Raw genomic sequence first — 22517 nt, forward strand, 5'->3', positions numbered from 1 at the left:
TGTCCCTTAGTAATTAAAATTTAAGCAAGCATACAACGGTACATTCACCAACCAATCCTGTTCCCGATAATCCGCCATAGAAAACCGGATAGCCTTTTCCGACTGAAACTGTTCCACATAGACTTTCAAACTTTTGGCTTTGAGATTTTCTTCCGCTTTCACTTCAATCGGAATCACGGCTTGCTTGCGTTGCAGCACAAAATCCACTTCCGCCGTGCCTGTTTCTGTTTCCTAGTAGAAAACGAGGGGCTTGATAGGCAGAAAGCGGCAGATGTTTTTTTTCACGCGCGGTACGCAATACACCAAACCGCTGTCTTTCAGCCATTGTATGGCAGTTTATCCAAAAGGATTTTTGCTGCCATTTTAGACAAGCATTACACTTTCCCATTGGAAAATCTATAAATAATCACATTTTTTCTAATATATTATTGGGTGTGTATAACAAGGTACCATTTGCAAAATTTCTGCCGAAACCGACCGCTTGTAAAAACACTTCATTTTTCGACCGCACTTTTATCAGGAAAGAGAATAAAGCTTATTTTAATAAGCGGATTGCTCCGAAAGAATTCGGCAAGGAGGCTAATTTCTGAAAAAAACGCTTGTTTTAGAGTTATCTCTAACCTTTATACTATGCCTAATTTTTATTATTCGGAATAATTTATGAAACTATCCATTCTCAACTTAGTCCCCGTTCGTGAAGGGCAAAATTATCAACAGGCAATGGCGTCAATGGTGACCCTTGCGCAATATGCGGAGCAAATCGGTATCGAACGTTACTGGATTGCCGAACATCACAACACCAAAAATCTTGCCAGTTCCGCCACCGCTTTACTGATTCAGCATACGCTGGCGCATACCGAAACCTTGCGGGTCGGTTCCGGCGGGGTGATGTTGCCAAATCACAGCCCCTATATTGTGGCGGAACAGTACGGCACGCTGGAAACTCTTTATCCGAACCGCGTAGAGCTTGGCTTAGGGCGCGCACCCGGTACGGATATGCGCACTGCTTATGCACTGCGTAAAGGGCGTGAACATTCAGATTTCCCGACGGAAATTGCCGAATTGCGCGGATACTTTGAAAATACGAATCCGGTATCAGCCTATCCTGCGGCGGGCTTGAAGGTGCCGTTTTATATTCTCGGTTCCAGCACCGAAAGCGCTTATTTGGCGGCCGAACTGGGTTTGCCTTATGCTTTTGCCTCGCATTTTGCTCCTAGAATGATGGAAATGGCGGTAGAAATTTATCGCAAACAATTCAAGCCCTCACCACATTTAGCGGCACCTTATGTGATATTAGGGGTGAACGCGATTGTCGCGCAAACCGATGAGCAAGCTCGGCAATTAGCCACAACTCAAACCCAATTTTTCTTAAATGTGGTCACCAACGCCCAGCAAAACCTGCAACCGCCGTTGGCTTCCGCCGATGATGTGTGGAAACGGCACCTGAGCGCACAATTCCCGCCGCATTTCGGCCCGGTAGATTTTCAAGAAATCCCGCTGTATAACCAAGAACGCGCCGTGGTCGAACAGATGACTGCCTGTTCTCTGATTGGCAGCTCTGCAAGTGTGACACATCAACTGAATACTTTACGCGATCAAGTCCACTTTGATGAAATCATGGCGGTTAGCTATATTTTTGACGAACAGCTACAACGGCTGTCTTATAAGATGTTGAAAGAGATTGTGGATAAGATATAACCGTAAGGACAGGCTTTATGTCTGTCCGTTGTGTGTCCAATTGGGGACAGACATAAAGTCTGTCCTTACGAGGATGGAGAAGATAAGCTGTTGCAAGCGGTGGGTTTTAACAAAAATTTGTAACTCACCCTTTTACTACTTCACCAACCTCAACTCCTCCACCAATGCCTTAAACAACGGCGAATTCTGGCGGCGGTTCGGATAGTAAAGATGGTAACCGTCGTAGTCCATATCCCATTGTTGCAAAATACGGATTAGCTTGCCCGAACGAATATCCTCTTCGACCATATCAAGCGGACACCATAAAATGCCTAAACCGCTACGGGCATAATTTTCTAACACGCGTCCGCCGTTGGCGCTGATGGTGCCTTGCGGTTGCACTTTCAGAATACGCCCTTTGGATTTCGGATCGATGAATTCCCAATTCATGACACCGCCATTGGATAAACGATGTAACAGACATTGATGTTCGGTTAAATCATACGGGGTTTTCGGTGTGCCGTAGTTGGCAAGATATTCGGGGCTTGCCACACAGCACATTGGTAATTTATCGGTTAAGCGCACCGCGATCATATCCTTTGCTACATCACTACCTAAGCGGATACCGGCGTCAAAACGCTCGGCGACAATATCGATAAAACGGTTTTCCGCCACCAGTTCAAGGTTCACTTCGGGATATTTCTGCGAAAAGCGGACAAATTTGTCCCCCAACGCATAATAAAAGGCATGTTCATTACCGTTAATGCGCAGCGTGCCGGTCACCGCATTACGAAACTCGCTTAATTCATTAAGCTCATTATCTATATCATCAAACAACGGCGATAAGCGCTGATAGAGTTGCTCGCCCGCTTCGGTAGTAGAAATACTGCGGGTGGTACGGTGAAACAGCTTGATATTCAAGCGTTCTTCAATGCCGCGAATGCTATGACTTAACGCCGATTGCGACACGCCCATCTGCGCCCCCGCCTTAGTAAAACTCCCCGTACGCGCCACGACAAGAAAGGCGCGTAAATCATTAAGGTTTTCTTTCATATCAGTACCTGCAAATCCAGTCTCTTTCGTAGGGACAGGCTTTATGTCTGTCCTTAATTATCATAGGACAGGCATAAAGCCTGTCCCTACAAAAATCATCAATAAATTTTATCTATATGTTATTTTATATACAAGCTTATTAATGAATAAATCTCATAACCACTAGAAACAAAACCCTATTTATCCCTTACATTCAACGTCCTATAATGCCCTCATTGAAAGCCAATCAACAATATAAGGAACAGCTTATGACAAACATCGAACAACTTATCGAACGCCAAGCATTAAAGGATTTAGTGGACACTTTTTCCAATCTTGCCGATGAAAAAAACGTGGCGGCACAAATGCCGTTATTTACCGAAGATGCAATCGTAAATACTTATATCGGCGGCGAATTGGTATTTGAAATGGCTGGACGTGCGCAGATCGAACAAGTGTTTAGCGACTACCTTGCGCCATTCCATGCGGTTTACCACTTAAACGGTCAGCATACGGTGACTTTCCAAGATGAAACCAACGCAACCGCAATCAACTATTGTCAGGTCGCCTTGGTCAGCAAACAAGACGGCAAGGAAATGTTATTAAGCCACTACGTTCGCTACAACGATACTTATACCAAAATTGACGGCAAATGGTTAATCGCCAAACGTATTGCAAATTTTATGATTAGTGAAAATCGTGAACTTGGTGTAACGGCTTAATTTAGGAGCAATGATGAAAAAATCGTTATTTTTGACCGCACTTTCGCTTGCGATACTAACCGGTTGTCAAAATGTCGGCTCGCAAGCCTTACAGATTGAAAAACAAGGCAGTTTTACTGTGGGCGGCAGCTATGTCACCCACAAAGGCACCTTCAAACAGGAAAACTTTATCGCCCCTGAAGGACAACGGGCTTACGGTGATTTCGCTTATGTGAAATATCAAACCCCGACTAATGCGAAAAAATATCCGTTAGTCTTCCAACACGGCGGCGCGCAATCTTCCCGTACTTGGGAAAGCACGGTGGACGGGCGTGAAGGCTTTGATACGCTGTTTTTGCGTAAAGGCTACAGCACCTATTTAGTCGATCAGCCTCGCAGCGGTAAATCCAATCTTTCCACCAAAGCGATTACGCCGGACACACCTTGGGCAAGCAATCCAATGTATGCGGATAAAACCTTCTGGATTTTATCGCGAATGGGACATTACGACAGCCATAACCAACCTGTCGCTAATGCCCAATTCCCTGCAGGCGAAGCCGCTTATCAAGCGTTCCAACAGGCTTGGACGATTGGTTCCGGACCCTTGGATAACGATTTAAACGCCGATGTATTAACTCAGCTAGTCGATCAAACCAAAGGGGCGATCTTAGTTACTCACTCTATGGGCGGCACCATCGGCTGGCGTACCGCATTACGTACGGATAACGTGAAAGCGATTGTCGCTTGGGAACCGGGTGGCACACCGTTTATCTTCCCGGAAAATGAAATGCCAAAAATCACCAAAGCCCGCTTTGAAGCGTTAAGCGGCGCGGCAATGGGCGTACCGATGAATGAATTTCTGAAGCTGACCAAAATCCCGATTGTGCTGTATTACGGCGATTATATCCAAGTTGGATCTGACAATGTCGGCGAAGACAAATGGGGAACTGAACTTGCAATGGCAAAACAGTTTGTGGCAACCATCAACAAACACGGCGGCGACGCCACCCTAGTCCATTTACCCGAAATCGGCATTAAAGGAAACTCTCACTTCTTAATGGGCGAGAAAAATAACCAACAATTAGCCGATTTAATGGCGGATTGGTTGAAACAGAAAGAGTTGGATAAGTAATACAAACGGTTGGATTTTGCAAATTTTTTGCGAAATTCGACCGCTTGGTTTTAGAGCTTGTTTTGCTTGCAATAAGAAGTTTTTAACAAAATTGGAAGTACATTTCCAATTTCTTTTATTTTTAGTGATTTTGGAAGTTTGTTTCCAATTTTAGTTTTACCTAGAATAACAAGTTACCCTAGGTTAAGTTATTTATGCTCTGCTTTCCATTGTTTGATTTGTGCTAATCTTGCTTTAAATCGCTGTTCATTGCCTTCTTCGGTTGGGAAATAATACTGCTTACCAAGGAGATTATCAGGCATGGTTTGCATGGTGGTTAGCTTATCTTCATAATGGTGAGCAAGTTTGTAGCCTTTACCATAGCCGAGGTTTTTCATCAGCTTAGTCGGGGCATTGCGCAAGTGTAACGGTACTGGATCATTACGGGTGTTTTTTACATCTTCACGCACTTTGCATCTTGCCTGATAAATGGCATTAGATTTCGGGGCAAGTGAGAGATAAACCACAGCTTCGGTCAAATGTACATCACATTCGGGCATTCCAATAAAGCGACAGGCTTGGAACACATTGGTGGTAAGCGTAAGTGCATTAGTGTCAGCAAGCCCAATATCTTCACCGGCAAAACGAATTAAACGGCGTGCAATATAAACGGGATCTTCACCACCTTCCAACATTCGAGAAAGCCAGTAAATTGCTGCATCAGGATCGCTATTGCGCATAGCTTTGTGCAAGGCTGAGATGATGTTGTAATGTTCTTCACCGGTTTTGTCGTACACGATTTGGCGATTATTAAGAATATCCGCTAATAAATTTTCACTAAGATGAACGCTATTTCCTTGTTTTTCAACATTTTTAACCGCAAGTTCAAGGGTATTTAAAGCAATACGCGCATCACCATTAGCAAATTCAGCAATGGCTTGAAGCAGCTTTTCATCCGCATTGACTTCTAACGGTATAAAAGCTTGTGGATGGTTCAAAGCTTGTTTGAGCAACAGCACAATATCATTATTGCTTAAAGCTTCTAGCACAAATACTTTACAACGAGAAAGAAGCGCTGAATTGATTTCAAAGGACGGATTTTCCGTAGTTGCACCAATCAGAATAATACTGCCTTTTTCCACATAAGGCAGAAAAGCGTCTTGCTGTGCCTTATTAAAACGGTGAATTTCATCGATAAACACAATCGTTTTCTCGCCCATTTCACGATCGGTTTCCGCTTCTTCCATAATTTTTTTGATGTCTTTAATGCCACTAACCACTGCACTGAAAGTAATAAATTTTGCATTAGTTTGATGCGCGATAATCTGTGCCAAGGTGGTTTTGCCCACACCTGACGGTCCCCAGAAAATCATTGATGAAAGCTCATCTTGAACGATCATCTGTTGTAGCACTTTGCCCGGCTCAAGCAAATGTTTCTGTCCAACAAATTCATCTAGTGAAGTTGGGCGCAATCGGCTCGCAAGCGGTTGATTTTGTGTATTATTTTGCGAAAAAAGAGAAGTTTGCTTCATAGATTTCCATCGTAAAAGTGCGGTCAAAAATTAAAGTATTTTGACCGCACTTAAGGTTAAATTGCCGCTTTCATCGTACTAAAATCCCAGTCCATCGGACGGATCGCCGACCAAGTCGAATGCACCACTTTCCACTCATCCCCTTCTTTTTGGAACACTTCAATACAGTTGTAACGCATATCGATCAGATTTGTTTTTGCAAAGATTTGATAAGTTAAAATTGCCATATCTTGGCTAAGTTGCACTCGCGGCATTTTGAATTCATAACTGTCGGCAAATAACTTGCCTTCAATGCTGTCTAAAAATGCCGAAATATTGTCATAGCTGTCGATTCTTTCAGGGTGAACAATATCGAAATAGCTAAAATTCTGCTTTGACCACAATTCACGATAGCCCGATGTGTCACCCTTAAACCATTTATCCAACGCTTGCTTTTCAAGACTGATAATATGTTCGACTAATTGAGTTTGCTCGCTGTTCATTTTTTATTCCTTTACTTGAAACACTGATTCAGTGAGTGATATTATAAAGAATAAAATAGCGTTAAAAAGGCAATAAAACCCCATAATTATGGCAAATATCAGACAAAATCAATCTATCAGCGAACTGCATTACCAACCGCACAAACATCACCCTTACGGCATTGAACTTTTTACCGTGGCAAGCCTACGTGCACGTTCGGCGGAAGTAGTGATGGAGAAAAATTATCTCTATCAATGCGATATGATTATTGTGGTAACCCAAGGCAGTGGTACGCTGTGGCAGGATTTTGAGCCTGTGGCTTGTATGCAAGGTTCGGTACTTTGGATCAAACAAGGGCAAGCCTGTAGTTTTGGCAATGATAAGCATTGGGACGGTTGGGTACTGATGATTAAAAACAAACCGTTACTATCTGAATTTGACTATCAGATCAATACATTATGGCTAAGTGAAAATGAACTGGAAAACGTAGAACAGAGCTTAAAGCAGCTTAAACAAGATAGCGAAAAGCCTTACAGTATTGTACATAAGCAACTGATTCATCATCAGTTTTATGCTTTTTTATGGAGATTGATTAGCCTTACTCCCAATCAAACTATACTTTATTCTCCACGCTTGCGTAGTCGTTTTGATAGCTTCCAAAGCTTGTTAGAAAGCTATTTTCACGAATGGCATCACGTACACCAATATGCCACTGCGTTGGCATGTAGTGAAAAAACACTCAGTCGGGCATGCTTAGAAATCACTCAACAGCCAGCGAAAACAGTGATCAACAATCGCCTGCTGCTTGAAGCTAAACGCCTACTCGTACAAAGCAATCAAAGCATCGCAAGTATCAGTCTGCAATTAGGCTTCAATGAAGCCACCCATTTTGTGAAATTCTTTAAACGAGAAGCCGGCATAACACCCCAAAAATTCAGAGAATTGGGGTAAATGGAAATTTTCAAAAGATTAATTCCATAAAGAATACTCTATACATAGCCTAGGATATTTATACCCAAGGCTTTTTAAATAACTGCAAGTGGTGAGTTTTAAGCAAAATTTTGCAATTTATCTGACTGCATCACTTGCAAAAGGCAATAATCAGACTGCTGACAAACATAAAAATTTATTTAAGATCTGTAGATACTGTCTCTCAACCCCAAAGTCAAATTGTTTTTGCATTAAGCTAAAATAGTTTGTGGTTGATAAACAGATTTGTTCTTTAACACCCCAAAGCAGATATGTACTAAACGACGCATTGCCGCACCAATAGCTTGCATTTTGGTTTTACCCTTAGCAAGTAATCGCTCGTAATGCGCTTTAATATCAGGGTTATAGCTTTTAGCTGCAACGGCTGGCAAAAAGAGTAATGCTCGAATTTGTGGCGAGCCCCGTTTACTCAGCATAATTTTGCCTTTCATTGTCCCTGATGTACGTTCTTTGGGAATAAGTCCTAAAAAAGCTGCCATATCAGCGGCTTTTTGGAAGTGTTTGCTGTGGTAAACCACGAGCATTTGTTTAGTAATCACATCGCCTACGCCAGGTATGCTTTTCAGTAAAGCCTTGTCTTTCTTAAGCTCAGGATTACCATTGATATGGTCATCAATATCTTGAGATAAGGCTTTAATTGAGTCCTGCAATGCCTTGCGAATATGATGAATGGACTGCAAAACTTCATCAGGTAAGTTACCTGATTCCGCTTGTTCTAAGCGGTTGTTTTCTCGTAGTAAATCGCTTTTTAACGCTTCTAAACGAGAGAGTTTCGCTTTTAATTGGCGAATACTCAACGGCTCAGGTTGCCAATACTCGTGTGGGTTTTCCGCACCAAGTAGAGCTAATAATTTGCAATCACCACGGTCGTTTTTATGCACAAAGCCTTTATATTCGGCGAATTTGGGCAAACGAGCAGGATTGATTAAATTCACAACGAAACCATTATCGTGTAAGAAGTAAGCTAAAGCTTCGTGATACACACCAGTGGGTTCGAGAGTAATATGGATTGTAGAAAAGTCATTGCTGACATTTTTCTTAATCCAATCAAGTAGTTGGTTAAAGCCAGCAGGCTTATTGTCCAATACTTTGGTTTTAACCATTTGGCGTTCTTTATCTTTTAAATAAGCCACGTCAAATTTCTTTTTAGCAACATCAATACCGATAAAATGTAAAACGCTCATTGTGTCTATCCTTGTGAATGCAGTGTCTAACCAACCTGTGATTGCACTATGATACCTTGTTCAGATTACAATATGAAAATCAGGATAAGTTAATCTACGACACAGTGTCTAAGCACTTAGGGACAGGACAATGTCTTACCCTGATATTACTATTTTATTGGGTATTGAGATACAAGGGACGGGGTTTATCCCCGTCCTTTATAATTCAATATGCTATGGACAAGGATAAACCTTGTCCCTACAAGTCTTTTCTCAACCAACCTAAATCTGTCTAAAATAGATATTCGCCTGACAACGACAAGGCGGTTCGCCACAGGCTGGGCAGATAAATGGCTCAGGATCATCTAGCCAATAGTTCGCAATTTTCTCATAGCAAGTAAAATCAAAGGCTTGCATAATACCTCGGATATTTTCCGTTTCGCCATATTGCCACGCCACACAAGCAATGCTATTCAGCCCTGCCTGCTTAAAACTCTCTAGCAATTTACGCACTAATGCCGAACCAATTCCACAGCCTTTTCTGTTTTCATCAATTGCAATGGTTTTGAAAATCCCGATTCTATCGCTTTGCAAAACATAATCGGGGGTATTTTGCGCTTGGATTTTTAACAAAGCTAACGCGCTTTCTCTATCTAACGTGACCGATGTAATCACCCCCACCACTTGATTTTGCTCATCGACCGCCTCAAAGCAGATTGCCTGTGGGTTATTGGCTAACGCTTCAAAATCCGCCTGTTTAAAATAGCCCTCGCCGAGTTGCTTACCGATTAAGGCAACATAATCGGCGTAGTGGCTTGCTTGAATAGGTTGAATGGTAATGTTTGGTTTGTTCATTTGTCTGCTTAGTGTAATTTGAAAGGATGAATTATATCGCAAGCGGTCAGATAATTTCTATTTTTTGCACCGCACCTTTAAAAGTTAATAACCTTTTGATCTGCATCCCACAAGTTGAATAATTTTTATTTATTTTTTAACAAACTTCAGCCATTAGCTCTCTTAACCAACGATACGCAGGATCTCGGTGCGTGCGCTCGTGCCAAACGAGCGTTTTAGTAAATCCGTCTATTTGTAACGGCGGTTCAAAATAATGAATATTGGCGAGATTTTCCACTAACCGCTTAGGCACAACCGCTAATAAATCGCTATTGGCGAGAAACTCCGGCATGACAATAAAATTTTGGACGGACACCGTAACATTCCTCGTCAGCCCCAATTTTGCTAAAGCTTTATCCGTTGCCCCACTAAAACTTCCCCCTTGATAAGAGACTAATGCTTGCTCAAGCCGGCAAAACTGTTCCAAGCTGATACTACCCTGTTGAGCCACAGGGTGATCCTTTCTTAGCGCACAGACATATTGCTCTTGATAGAGATCTTTTGAATGAATATCAGGGGCTGAGAAATCAGGGGTAACTAAGCCAAAGTCCACAACACCTTGCTCCAATTGAGATTGTAAATTCTGCTCATTGATCGCCAAAATCGCCACTTTAATTTTGGGCGCACGCTGTTTTAACACCGCTAAAAACGGCGAAATCACCGCCCGTAGTGCATAGTCCGTACAAGCAATGGTTAGGGTAAGTTCTGCGGTTTGCGGATCAAAGATTTTAGGTTGCAATAGCTGTTCAGCACTTTGCAGCAGTTGTTTAATCGGCTGGCGAAGTTCTAATGCACGGTTGGTCGGGACAATGCCACGCTGTACTCGCACAAACAGCGGATCATTAAAGCTATCTCGCAGACGTTGTAGAATACCGCTCATTGCGGGCTGTGTAACCGATAAGCGTTGTGCCGCTTTGCTCACACTTTTCTCATCCATTAATACATCAAAGGCTTTCAGTAGATTTAAATCTAAGTTTCGTAATTCTCGCATAGCTGTTTTCAGATATTAGTTTTGCTGATATTAAATATTTATTTAAACAATTAGTCAATATAACTGAACATTTCTATAATGCTTCCCGTAGCGTTAAGAACGCATTTTATTTCAACTTTAAATGAAGGAATTTAACTATGACAACTTACTCACAACCTGCAATTATTTGGCCTGAAAAATATACTCCAGGGGAAACCGATAACTACGCCTCAAATGAAGTGATCATCAAAGATCTTAGCGTTTTAGACGTTTGGGAATATTTAATTGACACCAAAGCGTGGCCAACCTACTACAACAATGCGGAAAATATTGTAGTTGGTGACGGTAGCCAAACCAAACTTGCCGCAAACGCCACATTTGTGTTCGATACTTTTGGTTTCCACGTTTCATCCAAAGTAGAAGAATTTGAGTTAAGCAATGACGGCAACCTAGCTCGTTTAGCGTGGTCTGGCACTTTTGGGGAAGGTGATGAATTTAGCGATGTGTATCACGCTTGGTTAATTGAAAACTTGCCGAATAATCGTGTACGCATTCTGACGGAAGAAAGCCAAATCGGTAAATTACCGCAACAGCTTGCTCAAACCTTGCCTAACCCAATGATCAACGGACATCAGGCTTGGTTAGTCGGTCTGGCAAATAGTGCGAAGAATAAGACGAGTTACTAAATTGCGAGGAATGAAGTTTTAACGCTTACAAGCGGTCTGATTTCACAAATATTTTGCAAGTTACTTTAAGAGATAAAAGTCATTTGGGAAAACTCAGATGACTTTTTTGTTTTGCAAGATTTTATCTCTTTATCCATTTTTTATTAATGAATAAAACTCATAACTTCTAGAAACAAAACCCCATTTATCCATAAAAATATCAGTCCTATAATAACGTCACTTTCAAAGCACAATAGGAAACATACTATGCAAAACATCTTAATCTTAGGCGCAACCGGCAGCCTTGCTGCGCAAATTATCCCGACTTTATTAGCTGAAACCGATGATAACTTAACCCTATTTGCACGTAATCCCAGCCGATTAGCACAATTTAAAAGCGAACGTGTGCAAATTGTGCAAGGGGATATGATGAATATTGAGCAACTTAGCGAAGCATTAAAGGGCAAAGATATGGTCTATGCAGGCTTGGCGGGAAATCTTGAGCCGATGGCGAAAAATCTGGTAACCGCAATGAAAAGCGCACAGGTTAAACGCTTAATTTGGGTCAGTTCAATGGGGATTTATGGGGAAACCGGTGAAGATCACGGGGCAATTCTTGATCCTTACCGCCGTTCTGCACAAATCATCGAACAATCGGGGCTGGATTACACCATTTTGCGCCCGGGTTGGTTTACCAATGGTCAGGAAATTGACTATCAACTAACGCATAAAGGCGAAAATTTTAAAGGACATTCCGTTTCGCGTAAAAGTATTGCGGATTTTGTATTGAAGTTAGTACAGCACCCAGAGCTAGAAATTAAGCAAAGTGTGGGAATTGCAAAGGAGTAAGAAAATGAAACAAAAAGAAGTTATTGTCGCCATCGGTAGCGGTTCAATCGCACAAGCTATTGCACGCCGAGTCAGTATCGGCAAACAGGTTTTACTTGCCGATATTAAATTAGAAAACGCGGAAGCGGCTGCAAAAACCTTGCGTGAGGCGGGTTTTGAGGTCAGCACCACGGTGGTTGATGTCAGTTCTCGCGCATCCGTACAAGCATTGGTGCAAACCGCCGTTGATTTAGGCGCGGTAAAAGGTGTTATTCACACCGCAGGGCTTTCGCCGTCACAAGCCAGCCCCGAGGCAATTTTAAAAGTGGATCTTTACGGTACGGCAGTAGTGTTTGAAGAATTCGGTAAAGTCATCGCCGCAGGCGGTTCTGCGGTGGTTATCGGCTCGCAATCCAGCCATCGTTTAGCCATTGATGAAATCAGCCAAGCACAAGCGGACGAACTTGCCACCCTTGAGCCGGAAAAACTACTCGAATTGCCGCTTGTCCAAGAAATTAATGACAGCCTGCGCGCTTACCAAATTTCCAAACGAGGCAATGCGTTGCGGGTTCAGGCGGAAGCGGTTAAATGGGGCAAACGCGGGGCTAGAATTAACTGTATCAGCGCAGGCATTATTTATACTCCACTTGCCTATGATGAATTAACCAGTAGCGAACGCGGTGAGTTCTACCGCAATATGCTGGCAAAATCCCCCGCCGGACGTGGCGGTACGCCTGATGAAATCGGTGCCTTGGCGGAATTCTTATTCAATTCAAGTTACATCAGCGGCAGCGATATTTTAATTGACGGCGGCGTTACCGCTTCATATAAATATGGCGAGTTAAAACCGGCGTAATCTAAAAGATTACGAACTGCGGATAAACCTCAGAATTTATTTAAAATTCGTATGGACAGGGTTTATGTCTGTCCAAAATTGTCAGGGGACAGGTATAAAACCTGTCCCTACGAAAGACTTTGTTAACAATCTCAATAATCTTTCTCATAATTCTATTTTATATGTTGATACGAGGAAAAAACTATGCAAAAACTGACCGCACTTTTAGTTGGAATACCCCGTCAGAATCACCGTTCGGTATGTTTAAACAATAACGGATAAGGCAAATTGATGACTTCTTCAAGACCCAATCTGACGCTTTTACTTATTCTCGGCGCGTTGATGGCATGCACTTCCCTTTCTACGGATATTTATCTGCCCGCCATGCCGACGATGGCGAAAGAGCTACAGGGCAATACGGAGCTTACCATTACCGGATTCTTAATCGGTTTCGCCATTGCGCAGTTAATCTGGGGACCAATCAGCGACCGTATCGGGCGAAAAATCCCGCTGTTTATCGGTATGGCGTTGTTTGCCGTCGGTTCCGTCGGCTGTGCATTATCTCAAAGCATGGCGGAAATCGTATTCTGGCGAGTGTTTCAAGCCGTCGGCGCCTGTGTGGGTCCGATGCTTTCCCGTGCGATGATCCGTGATTTATACGATCGTTCGCAAGCGGCGCAAATGCTTTCCACACTGACTATCATTATGGCGGCGGCGCCGATTATCGGTCCGTTGCTCGGTGGTCTGTTATTGAAAATCAGTTCTTGGCAGGCAATTTTCTGGCTGTTGGTGGTTATCGGCATCTTACTTTTCCTCTCAATCATCAAACTGCCCGAAACCTTACCGCCGGCAAAACGCGCCGCGGGTTCCTTTTGGTCGGCTTTTGGTAACTATCGGATACTGTTGAAAAACCGCGCTTTTATGCGCTATACCCTGTGCGTGACATTTTTCTATGTCGCCGCTTACGCCTTTATCACCGGTTCACCCTTTGTTTATATCGATTATTTTAAAGTCGATCCGCAATACTACGGTTTTCTGTTCGGCGTGAATATTGTGGGGGTTGCGTTGCTGAGTGCGGTAAATCGCCGATTGGTGCGCCATTATCCGTTAGAATCATTGCTGCGCGTTTCCACTATGATTGCGTTATGTGCTGTCTTAATTTTAGTGGTTTTGGTGTTTATGGACCTAGACGGAATTGCAGGGATTCTGAGTGTTGCCGTACCGATATTTATTATGTTCAGTATGAACGGGATTATCGCTGCCTGTACCAACGCCATGGCACTGGACAGCGTGCAACCGGAAATTGCCGGCTCCGCCGCTGCACTACTCGGTTCACTGCAATACGGCAGCGGTATCCTTTCCTCACTGTTGTTAGCTTACTTTTCCGACGGTACGCCGCACACCATGGCTTGGATTATTGCCTTATTTGTGGGGCTCTGTGCGGTAATTGGGTGGGGGCAACGACCAAGATCCGCCTGAAAAGTGCGGTCGATTTTTACAGAATTTTGTAAGTACCGACCGCTTAGTTTATTGCAACTTAGTCTAATGTAACAGCGGAATCGTCACCGACCATAACAGCTTGGTTAAGTTTATGTAGAGAAATCTTAATATCAGGATTCGCAAAAACAATCGGCGAAATAAGATCTTCTTGCTGATCGGACAATTTGTTCGTATCTACATAAACCAAGACATCGCCCTGTTTAACTTCGTCATATTTATTTATTTGCATACGAAAAGCATCCGCTTTTCCGGCCGAATTCAATCCGATATGAATTAAAACTTCCAAACCGTCTTCTCGGCGAATAATAAATGCATGCCCCGTCGGAAATGCGGCGATAACGACGCCGGAAAACGGGCTGACGACCACTTCGCCGCTCAGACGAACGGCAAAGCCGTCGCCAAGCAGTTTTTGTGAAAAGTTTGAGTCAGGAACCTGTTCCAGTGAAAGAAGTTCTCCCGACATCGGCATAATAAAGTTTTTATCTGACATAATCTTCTCCTAATGTTGATGGGCATATTCCATTTGTTTTCTGCGTAAATCCAGTACGCGTGTCATTTCACTGCGTAGTCCGTCCAATTTGTAGAAATACATTAAGGCAATGATACTCAAACAAATAATAACCGGGATCCAGATATAACAAACTTCGATACTAAACAGGGCTGATTCTGTTTGCACAACGTTCGGTTGATAACCGCCGCCTTCTAATATCCAGCCGATTGAAAGACCGGCGACACCCATACCGAATTTGACGAAGAAGCCCTGCATAGAAGCAATCATGCCCGGAATGCTGCGGTTTTTCTCATATTCGGAGTAGTCGATTACATCCGGTTGAATCGCAAAGGTCACGCCGAAAATGCCGTACATACCAAGACCCGTTACCGCCAGGCTGACAAGTTGTAATGTCAATGAGTCTTTACCGATATAGGCGATGGCATCACCGATTATATAAAGCAGACAGCAAGCGATAATCAATGTACGTTGAGGAAATATTTTCTGTAACCGAGGCAGCAGAAGTAAAATCGGCAACCCCGATAAAATACCGAAGAACCCGACGAACGTCAGCCAGCTTGTACTGTTAAGATTATAGGTGAAGTAGTAAATAACGGAGGTATTACGCACCACAAACAAACCGAAATAGAAGAAATTGACTAACACCAGAATCCAGGTTTGGGAGGTTAATCCTTTAAAGTCATCCAGCACCGAGGAGTTTTCGGTACGTACCACTGTCGGCGGCACCACTTCTTCGGTTTGGGTGAAGGTAAAGAAAAAGATCAGCATCGCCAGAATACCGTATAAGGTCATGGTAATGAAATAGCCCTGTTTATAATCCCCCTGACCGAAAAAATCCACCAACGGCTGGGTAATACCCATTACTACGGTGGTTCCCAGCAATGCGCAGATCATACGGCTGGCAACTAAAATATTTCGTTCGTTAATATCGGAAGTCAAACGCGGCACAATGGTATTGAGCGGGATATTCACCACAGTATAAGCAAGAGAAAGCATAATGTAGGTACAATACGCCCAAATAATTTTACCTGCCGTACCGAAATCCGGAACATAGAAAGTTAATGTTGTAAAAATCGCAAACGGAATCGCGCCGATAACGAAATACGGTCGACCGGAACCCCAGCGGGTGTTAGTACGGTCTACCACCAGCCCCATTAACACATCGGTAACCGCATCCAGGAGACGGGTGGATAACATCATGGTCCCTACCACGGCGGCTTCGATACCGAATACGTCCGTATAAAAGAACATCAAATAGGACGCCATTGTGCTGAAAACCAGGTTACAACCGAAATCACCGAATCCGTAACCGATCCGTTTGAGCCATACATTTTGTTGTTTCATAGAAACTCCTTAATCGAAGGATATTATTCATGGTTTTGTAACGGGCGGAAATGAATTTTCCGTGTTAAAACCAATGCAATAATCATGAAAAGTGCGGTCAAAATTTTCGAATTTTTCGCATACTTTATTCGGATAGTTTATTTTTCATCACTACCTCATAGTGACGGAAAATACATGCAATAGACCGAACATAAGATGTGACGTCCTATGTCTGTCATTTTTTATTTGCAAAATCCGCCGCTTCCCGTTCAATCGACAAACCGTCTTGATAACGTCGGATAAAACTTGCATAACCTTTCACCCGCGCCGGTTCCGGCTCTACCACATTGTCCGCACTGTCGGCGAAGACAACCAGATCCAGATATTCGGTCAGAGAAAGCGGCGCCTGTCGGGTATAAGCGGCCAATAACGCGATACCCCAGGCACCGCCTTCACTTGCGGTTTCCAGCACGGCAACAGGTACATTTAAAGCCGCAGCCAATACATGTTGTGCGACCGCTTTACTCTTGAATAAACCGCCGTGGGCAAAGATTTTTTCAATCTTCACATGCTCTTTTTGAGTCAGGGTATCCATTCCAAGCTTCATCGCGCCGAAAGAGGTGTAAAGCTGGACGAGAACAAAGTTCGCCAATGAAAACTCTGCGTTGGCGGGATGTAGGAATAATGGGCAGCCGGTGGTTAAATCCACACCGTGTTCTCCCGAATAGAAGCAGTAAGATAGCAATCCGCCAGCGTCGGGGGCCGCATCCAATGCTTTATCAAATAATTTGCCGTACAGTTGATCCTGTGTGAAACTCACATCAAAGCTACGCAAGACTTCACCAAAAAGCTGAAACCAGGCATTAAGATCCGAGCTACAGTTTTGTGAGTGAGCCATGGCGACCGGATCGCCTGCCGGTGTAGTGACCATATCCAGATCGCGATAGACTTTAGATAGCGGTTTTTCCAACACCACCATGGCAAATGCGGAAGTGCCGGCGGAAACATTACCGGTTTTCACTTTAATACTGTTCGTTGCCATCATGCCCGTTCCGGCATCGCCTTCCGGCGGACAAAGCACGCAACCCGCCTGCAAATTGCCGCTTGGATCGAGCAGTTTTGCACCTTTTTCCGTCAGCACACCGGCATTTTCACCGGCTACCAACACTTTCGGTAATAAACCGCTTAATTTCCAGTTGAGGTTTTTATCCGCAATCAGTCGATCGAAAGTTTCGACCATTGCGGCATCATAATCTTTGGTTGTCGAATCAATAGGAAACATGCCGGAGGCATCACCGATACCCAATACTTTTTGTCCGGTTAACTGCCAGTGTACGTAACCTGCCAGGGTGGTGATATATGCCACTTCCTTTGTATGAGGTTCTTGATTTAAAACCGCCTGGTAAAGATGGGCGACACTCCAGCGTTGCGGAATGTTGTATTGCAGTAATTCGGTTAATTGATCGGCTGCGGTTGCAGTGGTGTTATTACGCCAGGTGCGAAATTCGGCGAGCTGGTTATCCTGTGCATCAAAGGGCAGATAACCGTGCATCATGGCACTCACTCCCATTGCGGCAAGACGGTTGAGTTTTACCGCATATTTAGCTTGTACGTCTTGACAGAGATCCCGATAACTTTGTGCGATCCCCGCCCATACTTCATCCAGCGGATAGGTCCAAATACCGTCGACAAAATGGTTTTCCCATTCAAAGCCGCCTTTAGCCAAAATATTTCCGCTTGTGTCGATGAGTACCGATTTGATTCGGGTCGAGCCTAATTCAATACCTAGACAGGCTTGTCCGCTTTCAATTAGTTTTTTTACATTGGTATGCATAAATTTCTCCCTATATTATTGGGGACACAGCTACTCAATGACTGTGCCTTAAAACGGGAATACCCGCCCGATAACGGGTATTCAGGAGAATTAGAAACAGGTAAAGGCACCGTCCACGATAAAATCGGCCCCTGTCGTGAAGGAACTTGTGTCGCCGGCAAGATAGACACAGATGGATTGCAGCTCTTCCGGTTTACCCAAACGATGTAGCGGCGCCATGGCATTCCATTCTTTAATCAGCGGTTGCAGATCTTTAGAATTGAGCGTGAGTTCGGTGCCGATATAACCCGGGCTAAGGCTGTTTACGCGGATATTGTGTTTTGCCCATTCAATCGCCAGCGATTTGGTTAATTGGATCACGCCCGCCTTGGATGCGTTATAAGCGCACTGCGGTTGAGGCACATTGACGATATGGGCGGACATGGATGCGGTATTGATAATCGAACCGCCGGTTCCCTGTTCTATCATCAGTTTGCCGGCCGCCTGTGCAGTCAGAAAAACACCGTTCAGGTTGACGTTAATGACTTTCAACCATTGTTCATAGCTCATTTCTTCCGCGGGTACGTTAATACAAATACCGGCATTACAGAAAGCAATATCCAGTTTGCCGAATTGTTGTTTAATCACATCCATTAAGTGGTTAACGCTTGCTTGGTCTGTAACATCCGTCTGTACCGCGATAGATTTTACGCCTTCCTCTTTCGCAATTTCAGCGGCGGTTTTTTCCGCTTCGGCAATATCGAAATCTGCAATTACAACATTGGCTCCCGCTTGTGCAAAGGCAATAGCGACACTTTTTCCGATACCGCGTGCACCGCCGGTAACAAATGCGGTTTTACCGGTCAATTTCATTTTTTCTAAAATGCTCATAACGAACTCCTTGAAAAGGTTGATAACATAAATTAATTAAACCAACTTTATTAAAGTGGATTTAATTAAGTAAATTCAACTTAGCCTTTTTAATTCCACTTTTCAAGATACTTTGTTAAAATACTTTTATTAAAGTGGTACTTTTTGGTAAATTTGTGATCAATTTCACAAAATTTTTGAAGTCAGTAATGAAGGAAAAAATATGACTAGGAATGAAGAGGCTTTAGATATAAAACACACGAATTACCGTAATATTTATCGTTTGTTTTTCCAATATAACGGCTTATCAAAACCTCAAATTGTCAAATTACTTAATCTAAGCCTGCCGACCGTATCCAATAACATCGGTGAATTGGAAGCGGAAGGGAAAATACGGGAAGGCGGATTTTTTCAACCTCAAGGCGGTAGACCGGCTATCGCCTATCAATTGGTCGAAAACGCTTTTATAAGCATCGGTGTTGAAATTCAAAAGAAAAATGTACGCTGCCTGGCATTAAATTTACAAGGAAATATTTTAGCCCAAAAAGACACCGCTCTTTATTTTGAAAACGAACCGCAGTATATCGAGAGTTTATGCAACATTATCCATACCTTTATCCGCTCATTGGGTTGCCTCTACACGCAGATTTTAGGTATAGGTTTTTCGATTCAAGGTATTGTCAGTAAAGACGGACAGTCTATGCTGTATAGTCGCGTATTGCCCGGCGAACATTTTGATGTTAAGGAACTACAACCTTATTTTGATGTTCCGGTTAAACTGTTTCACGACGTAAAATGTGCCGCTTTAACCGAACTATGGTTTTCCGAGCAGATTGATAACGCCGTTTACATATCAATAAGCGAACATCTGGGGGGCGCTATTATTATTAATAATCAAATTGATTTGGGTAAAAAAGGGTATTCGGGCGCATTGGAACATTTGCAAATTCACAGCGAAGGTAATCTTTGTTATTGCGGACAGCGCGGCTGCCTGGAGACCTATTGTTCGCTTTCCGCTCTACTGTCACCTAATGAAACCATTGAGGCATTTTTTAAAGCGTTGAGAAACAAAGATGAGCTTGTTTTGATGCGTTGGGATGCTTTTTTAGAACATTTGGCAAAGGGATTAAATACGGTTTATTTACTGTTGGAACGGGATATTATTTTAGGCGGTGAAATAGCTTTTTACCTTATTCCGGAAGACTTAAAAATATTACAGGAAAAAATTCTCAAACTGTCCACTTTTCCATTAGAAGGGGATTTTATCCGTATCGCAACTCAGCAAAAATATACCAGTGCTATCGGGGCGGCATTACCGTTTTTGATCGAATATTTACCCTAGTCTGCGAATAAACTTATTAATGTCCGGTTTCGCCTAAAATTTTGCAAAAATGGCGGATAAAATTATAAGATAGTTACTTTATAAGGTTATTTCACACTGTCCGGTATTATGAAACCGGACAGTGTGAAACGGCATCTAAACGGTGCTTCCGCCAGCTTTGCTCAGTTCGCAATCCGCCTGAAAAGTGCGGTCGATTTTTTGCAAATTTCCGACCGTTATTCCCCGGCAAATTTAATGCCTGCTCCTTTTCTCGCTTGTTCAAGCACTTCGCTGACCGCCGCCGAAATATCCAGCATTTTTTCCGCTTGGGCAAAGTCTTTACGGTCGATAATTTCCACAAACCGTTCGAATTCAGGGAGCATACGGTGTGCGTCGCCGAACTCAAAATGTTGCGCTTCGCCTTGATTCGGGGTATAAGTGAAACGGTTCATGGCATTCGCCGGCATTGGTACGGTGATATTGCCTTTATCGCCTTGAATAGAGAGCATAACCGGTGCGGCGCAGTCTTTTGCGCCGATACAAACCGCTTTAAATTGCGGATAATCCAACAGCAAAATACCGCTGGTATCAATACCGCGCTGAATATTGGCGGCGTAGGCACAACTTTGCGGTTTGCCGAACAGCCCCACCGCAAAATGCACGTTATAAACATTGAGATCCATCAATGCTCCGCCCGATTTTTGCGGGTCAAACGCCGGTAACGTTTCGCCCGCTTTGAAACGGTCGTAACGGCTGGAATACTGGCTGTAATTCAGACTGACGATTTTAATCTCGCCCAGTTCCGCCACTTTTTCCCGAATTGCAAGATAAGCAGGCAGATAATGCACCGTAACCGCTTCAATTAAAATCACGCCTTGGGTTTGGGCCAGTTGTCTTAATTGATTAAATTCACCCGTATTTGAGGTGATCGGTTTTTCCATAATCACGTTTTTGCCCGCTTCCAGCGCCTGCTTGGCAAAAGAAAAATGAAGATGATTCGGTAGGGCGATATAGATCGTATCCAAATCGGAATTTAACATTGCCTCGTAATCAGCAAAAACCTGTGAAATACCATTTTCACTGGCAAATTGTGTTGTTTTTACCTGATCCCGTCCCCAAATCGCTAATTTTTCTAGCGTCACTTTATGTAGAGTTTGCATAAGATCTGCTACGATCATCCCGGTTCCAACAATTCCAAGTTTCATATCCATCTCCTTGCATTATTTAAAAATCATTCGAATTTTACCGCTTACACCGCCTTAATGCGACGTTTATTCTAAAGGACAATAACATTTTACCAAAGATCCCACTTATTATCCGTCTATTCCAACGCTTTCAAAGCATTACTTTTTTTCAACTTGCGCTTTCTCGGTAAAAAACTCAATCACCGCTCGTACTCTTCCCGCTTTCTGGCTATGTTGCATATAGTACAAATAAAGTGCACCGAATGTTTTCCAGTGTTTTTCCAGCACCGGAATGAACGCTGCTCGATCGGCTTGTTTGCTCATCAGCGGTTCAAAAAAACGCCCGAGCGCAATGCCGCTTTTAATCACATCTTTCGCTACGATAAGGCTATTCGCCACAATCGGCGTCGGCATTTCAACGCTGACTTCTTCGCCTTTATCGTTAAGCGAAAGCGGAAATATGCGGTTACTGGTGGCAAAACGGAAGCCGACTAAGCGGTGGTTTTTTAGCTCGGCAATTTTTTTCGGCAAACCGAATTGTTGTTGATAAGCGCTTGAGGCGTACAGCCCTAAACGGAAAGGGGCGGTCAGTTTTTTCGCCACCATTTGTTCATCGACTTTATCGCCAAAGCGAATCCCTAAATCAAAGCCCTCTTTGAGAATATCCACCGTGCCGTCGTTAATCGAAATTTCCAGCTGAATATCGGGATAACGCTCGCAGAATTCGGCTAAATGCGGCTCGATAATCAGCCAATAACCCACGTGCGGCACTGTCATTCGCACCACGCCTTTCGGCACGCCGCTTAAATCCTGCACGCTTTCCACCGCTACCGAAAGCTGCGCAATCGCATCTTGGGTGCTTGCCAGCAAATGATGTCCCGCTTCGGTTAATTCCATTTTGCGTGTCGTCCGATTAAACAGCGGCAAGCCGATGTGCTGTTCCAGCAGTTTGAGCGATTGACTGATGGACGGCGACGCCATCTGTAATTTGCGCGCCGCACCCGCAATCGAGCCTTCCGCCGCAATGGTATGGAATACGGTGAGATAACCGTAAATTGAACTGTGCATACAACCTCTATTCTTCGTTTTTACCTAATAGTGAATTATAAATTCGCTATCTTATCATTACAAATCA

Annotated in this window: 21 protein-coding genes and 1 pseudogene; 9 read left to right on the forward strand and 13 right to left on the reverse strand. The window is 43.5% G+C overall.

The window, feature by feature from the left end; genetic code table 11:
• Window positions 1-6: 6 nt before the first annotated feature.
• A pseudogene (locus MS_RS11025) lies at window positions 7-333 on the reverse strand (ATPase); the annotation flags it as partial.
• 327 nt (window positions 334-660) lie between these two features.
• On the opposite strand from MS_RS11025, the gene MS_RS06360 reads away from it, so the two are divergent.
• Window positions 661-1698 (forward strand): LLM class flavin-dependent oxidoreductase, encoded by a 1038-nt coding sequence (locus tag MS_RS06360; RefSeq protein WP_011200568.1) that lies wholly within the window; start codon window positions 661-663, stop codon window positions 1696-1698.
• Between the two features lie 135 nt (window positions 1699-1833).
• Here the strand turns inward: MS_RS06360 and MS_RS06365 are convergent, their stop codons facing one another.
• Window positions 1834-2730, reverse strand: a complete 897-nt coding sequence (locus MS_RS06365; RefSeq protein WP_011200569.1) for a LysR family transcriptional regulator — start codon at window positions 2728-2730, stop codon at window positions 1834-1836.
• Window positions 2731-2978: 248 nt separating this feature from the next.
• Between MS_RS06365 and MS_RS06370 the strand changes: the two genes are divergently transcribed.
• Together MS_RS06370 and MS_RS06375 are read left to right on the forward strand one after the other, a co-directional pair.
• Window positions 2979-3431: a nuclear transport factor 2 family protein gene (locus tag MS_RS06370; RefSeq protein WP_041639813.1), complete on the forward strand. Its 453-nt coding sequence runs from the start codon at window positions 2979-2981 to the stop codon at window positions 3429-3431.
• Window positions 3432-3441: 10 nt separating this feature from the next.
• On the forward strand, window positions 3442-4542 hold the full coding sequence (locus MS_RS06375) for an alpha/beta hydrolase (RefSeq protein ID WP_011200571.1): 1101 nt from the start codon (window positions 3442-3444) through the stop codon (window positions 4540-4542).
• A gap of 188 nt (window positions 4543-4730) precedes the next feature.
• On the opposite strand, the gene MS_RS06380 is transcribed toward MS_RS06375, so the two are convergent.
• Both MS_RS06380 and MS_RS06385 read right to left on the reverse strand, forming a co-directional pair.
• Window positions 4731-6053 carry a replication-associated recombination protein A gene (locus MS_RS06380; protein ID WP_041639814.1) on the reverse strand — a complete coding sequence of 441 codons (1323 nt, stop codon included), beginning with the start codon at window positions 6051-6053 and terminating at the stop codon, window positions 4731-4733.
• A 56-nt stretch (window positions 6054-6109) separates the two neighbouring features.
• Window positions 6110-6535: a nuclear transport factor 2 family protein gene (locus MS_RS06385; protein ID WP_011200573.1), complete on the reverse strand. Its 426-nt coding sequence runs from the start codon at window positions 6533-6535 to the stop codon at window positions 6110-6112.
• 88 nt (window positions 6536-6623) lie between these two features.
• Between MS_RS06385 and MS_RS06390 the strand changes: the two genes are divergently transcribed.
• Window positions 6624-7466 carry a helix-turn-helix domain-containing protein gene (locus MS_RS06390; RefSeq protein WP_011200574.1) on the forward strand — a complete coding sequence of 281 codons (843 nt, stop codon included), beginning with the start codon at window positions 6624-6626 and terminating at the stop codon, window positions 7464-7466.
• Between the two features lie 230 nt (window positions 7467-7696).
• Here the strand turns inward: MS_RS06390 and MS_RS06395 are convergent, their stop codons facing one another.
• The 3 genes from MS_RS06395 to MS_RS06405 all read right to left on the reverse strand — a co-directional run bounded on the left by MS_RS06395 (window position 7697) and on the right by MS_RS06405 (window position 10553).
• Window positions 7697-8689 (reverse strand): IS110 family transposase, encoded by a 993-nt coding sequence (locus MS_RS06395; protein ID WP_011200575.1) that lies wholly within the window; start codon window positions 8687-8689, stop codon window positions 7697-7699.
• A gap of 261 nt (window positions 8690-8950) precedes the next feature.
• Window positions 8951-9523, reverse strand: coding sequence for a GNAT family N-acetyltransferase (locus MS_RS06400; protein WP_041639819.1), 573 nt, complete (start codon window positions 9521-9523; stop codon window positions 8951-8953).
• Window positions 9524-9659: 136 nt separating this feature from the next.
• Window positions 9660-10553, reverse strand: a complete 894-nt coding sequence (locus tag MS_RS06405; protein WP_011200577.1) for a LysR family transcriptional regulator — start codon at window positions 10551-10553, stop codon at window positions 9660-9662.
• A gap of 137 nt (window positions 10554-10690) precedes the next feature.
• Here MS_RS06405 and MS_RS06410 point away from each other — a divergent pair, with 137 nt between their 5' ends.
• The 4 genes from MS_RS06410 (at window position 10691) to MS_RS06425 (ending at window position 14339) form a co-directional block, all read left to right on the forward strand.
• Window positions 10691-11218, forward strand: coding sequence for a polyketide cyclase (locus MS_RS06410; RefSeq protein WP_011200578.1), 528 nt, complete (start codon window positions 10691-10693; stop codon window positions 11216-11218).
• Window positions 11219-11464: 246 nt separating this feature from the next.
• A complete protein-coding gene (locus tag MS_RS06415) occupies window positions 11465-12046 on the forward strand; it encodes an NAD(P)H-binding protein (protein ID WP_011200579.1) in 582 nt (193 codons plus the stop codon).
• 4 nt (window positions 12047-12050) lie between these two features.
• The gene (locus MS_RS06420; RefSeq protein WP_041639821.1) at window positions 12051-12881 is read left to right on the forward strand and encodes an SDR family oxidoreductase; all 831 of its coding nucleotides are present in this window, start codon (window positions 12051-12053) and stop codon (window positions 12879-12881) included.
• A gap of 270 nt (window positions 12882-13151) precedes the next feature.
• Entirely contained in the window at window positions 13152-14339 is a 1188-nt protein-coding gene (locus MS_RS06425; protein WP_041639823.1) for a multidrug effflux MFS transporter, read from the forward strand.
• A 58-nt stretch (window positions 14340-14397) separates the two neighbouring features.
• Here the strand turns inward: MS_RS06425 and MS_RS06430 are convergent, their stop codons facing one another.
• From MS_RS06430 to MS_RS06445, 4 genes are all read right to left on the reverse strand, one after another.
• Window positions 14398-14850, reverse strand: coding sequence for a PTS sugar transporter subunit IIA (locus MS_RS06430; protein WP_011200582.1), 453 nt, complete (start codon window positions 14848-14850; stop codon window positions 14398-14400).
• Between the two features lie 9 nt (window positions 14851-14859).
• Window positions 14860-16215 (reverse strand): MFS transporter, encoded by a 1356-nt coding sequence (locus MS_RS06435; protein WP_011200583.1) that lies wholly within the window; start codon window positions 16213-16215, stop codon window positions 14860-14862.
• A gap of 214 nt (window positions 16216-16429) precedes the next feature.
• A complete protein-coding gene (locus MS_RS06440) occupies window positions 16430-18028 on the reverse strand; it encodes a xylulokinase (RefSeq protein WP_011200585.1) in 1599 nt (532 codons plus the stop codon).
• A 90-nt stretch (window positions 18029-18118) separates the two neighbouring features.
• Complete coding sequence (locus MS_RS06445; protein WP_011200586.1) at window positions 18119-18898, reverse strand: SDR family oxidoreductase; 780 nt, start codon at window positions 18896-18898, stop codon at window positions 18119-18121.
• 202 nt (window positions 18899-19100) lie between these two features.
• Here MS_RS06445 and MS_RS06450 point away from each other — a divergent pair, with 202 nt between their 5' ends.
• A complete protein-coding gene (locus MS_RS06450; RefSeq protein ID WP_011200587.1) occupies window positions 19101-20219 on the forward strand; it encodes an ROK family transcriptional regulator in 1119 nt (372 codons plus the stop codon).
• A gap of 215 nt (window positions 20220-20434) precedes the next feature.
• Here MS_RS06450 and MS_RS06455 read toward each other — a convergent pair whose 3' ends face one another.
• On the reverse strand, window positions 20435-21403 hold the full coding sequence (locus MS_RS06455; protein ID WP_041639825.1) for a Gfo/Idh/MocA family protein: 969 nt from the start codon (window positions 21401-21403) through the stop codon (window positions 20435-20437).
• 138 nt (window positions 21404-21541) lie between these two features.
• Entirely contained in the window at window positions 21542-22450 is a 909-nt protein-coding gene (locus MS_RS06460) for a LysR family transcriptional regulator (RefSeq protein ID WP_011200589.1), read from the reverse strand.
• Window positions 22451-22517: the final 67 nt, after the last annotated feature.

Source organism: [Mannheimia] succiniciproducens MBEL55E (genome assembly GCF_000007745.1).
In the GTDB taxonomy this organism is placed as follows: Bacteria; Pseudomonadota; Gammaproteobacteria; order Enterobacterales; family Pasteurellaceae; genus Basfia; species Basfia succiniciproducens.

Bases quoted from the DNA above. Each gene is read 5' to 3' on its own strand.
- MS_RS06360 (WP_011200568.1), top strand. From the start codon at position 661: ATGAAACTATCCATTCTCAACTTAGTCCCCGTTCGTGAAGGGCAAAAT.
- MS_RS06365 (WP_011200569.1), bottom strand. From the start codon at position 2,730: ATGAAAGAAAACCTTAATGATTTACGCGCCTTTCTTGTCGTGGCGCGT.
- MS_RS06370 (WP_041639813.1), top strand. From the start codon at position 2,979: ATGACAAACATCGAACAACTTATCGAACGCCAAGCATTAAAGGATTTA.
- MS_RS06375 (WP_011200571.1), top strand. From the start codon at position 3,442: ATGATGAAAAAATCGTTATTTTTGACCGCACTTTCGCTTGCGATACTA.
- MS_RS06380 (WP_041639814.1), bottom strand. From the start codon at position 6,053: ATGAAGCAAACTTCTCTTTTTTCGCAAAATAATACACAAAATCAACCG.
- MS_RS06385 (WP_011200573.1), bottom strand. From the start codon at position 6,535: ATGAACAGCGAGCAAACTCAATTAGTCGAACATATTATCAGTCTTGAA.
- MS_RS06390 (WP_011200574.1), top strand. From the start codon at position 6,624: ATGGCAAATATCAGACAAAATCAATCTATCAGCGAACTGCATTACCAA.
- MS_RS06395 (WP_011200575.1), bottom strand. From the start codon at position 8,689: ATGAGCGTTTTACATTTTATCGGTATTGATGTTGCTAAAAAGAAATTT.
- MS_RS06400 (WP_041639819.1), bottom strand. From the start codon at position 9,523: ATGAACAAACCAAACATTACCATTCAACCTATTCAAGCAAGCCACTAC.
- MS_RS06405 (WP_011200577.1), bottom strand. From the start codon at position 10,553: ATGCGAGAATTACGAAACTTAGATTTAAATCTACTGAAAGCCTTTGAT.
- MS_RS06410 (WP_011200578.1), top strand. From the start codon at position 10,691: ATGACAACTTACTCACAACCTGCAATTATTTGGCCTGAAAAATATACT.
- MS_RS06415 (WP_011200579.1), top strand. From the start codon at position 11,465: ATGCAAAACATCTTAATCTTAGGCGCAACCGGCAGCCTTGCTGCGCAA.
- MS_RS06420 (WP_041639821.1), top strand. From the start codon at position 12,051: ATGAAACAAAAAGAAGTTATTGTCGCCATCGGTAGCGGTTCAATCGCA.
- MS_RS06425 (WP_041639823.1), top strand. From the start codon at position 13,152: ATGACTTCTTCAAGACCCAATCTGACGCTTTTACTTATTCTCGGCGCG.
- MS_RS06430 (WP_011200582.1), bottom strand. From the start codon at position 14,850: ATGTCAGATAAAAACTTTATTATGCCGATGTCGGGAGAACTTCTTTCA.
- MS_RS06435 (WP_011200583.1), bottom strand. From the start codon at position 16,215: ATGAAACAACAAAATGTATGGCTCAAACGGATCGGTTACGGATTCGGT.
- MS_RS06440 (WP_011200585.1), bottom strand. From the start codon at position 18,028: ATGCATACCAATGTAAAAAAACTAATTGAAAGCGGACAAGCCTGTCTA.
- MS_RS06445 (WP_011200586.1), bottom strand. From the start codon at position 18,898: ATGAGCATTTTAGAAAAAATGAAATTGACCGGTAAAACCGCATTTGTT.
- MS_RS06450 (WP_011200587.1), top strand. From the start codon at position 19,101: ATGACTAGGAATGAAGAGGCTTTAGATATAAAACACACGAATTACCGT.
- MS_RS06455 (WP_041639825.1), bottom strand. From the start codon at position 21,403: ATGAAACTTGGAATTGTTGGAACCGGGATGATCGTAGCAGATCTTATG.
- MS_RS06460 (WP_011200589.1), bottom strand. From the start codon at position 22,450: ATGCACAGTTCAATTTACGGTTATCTCACCGTATTCCATACCATTGCG.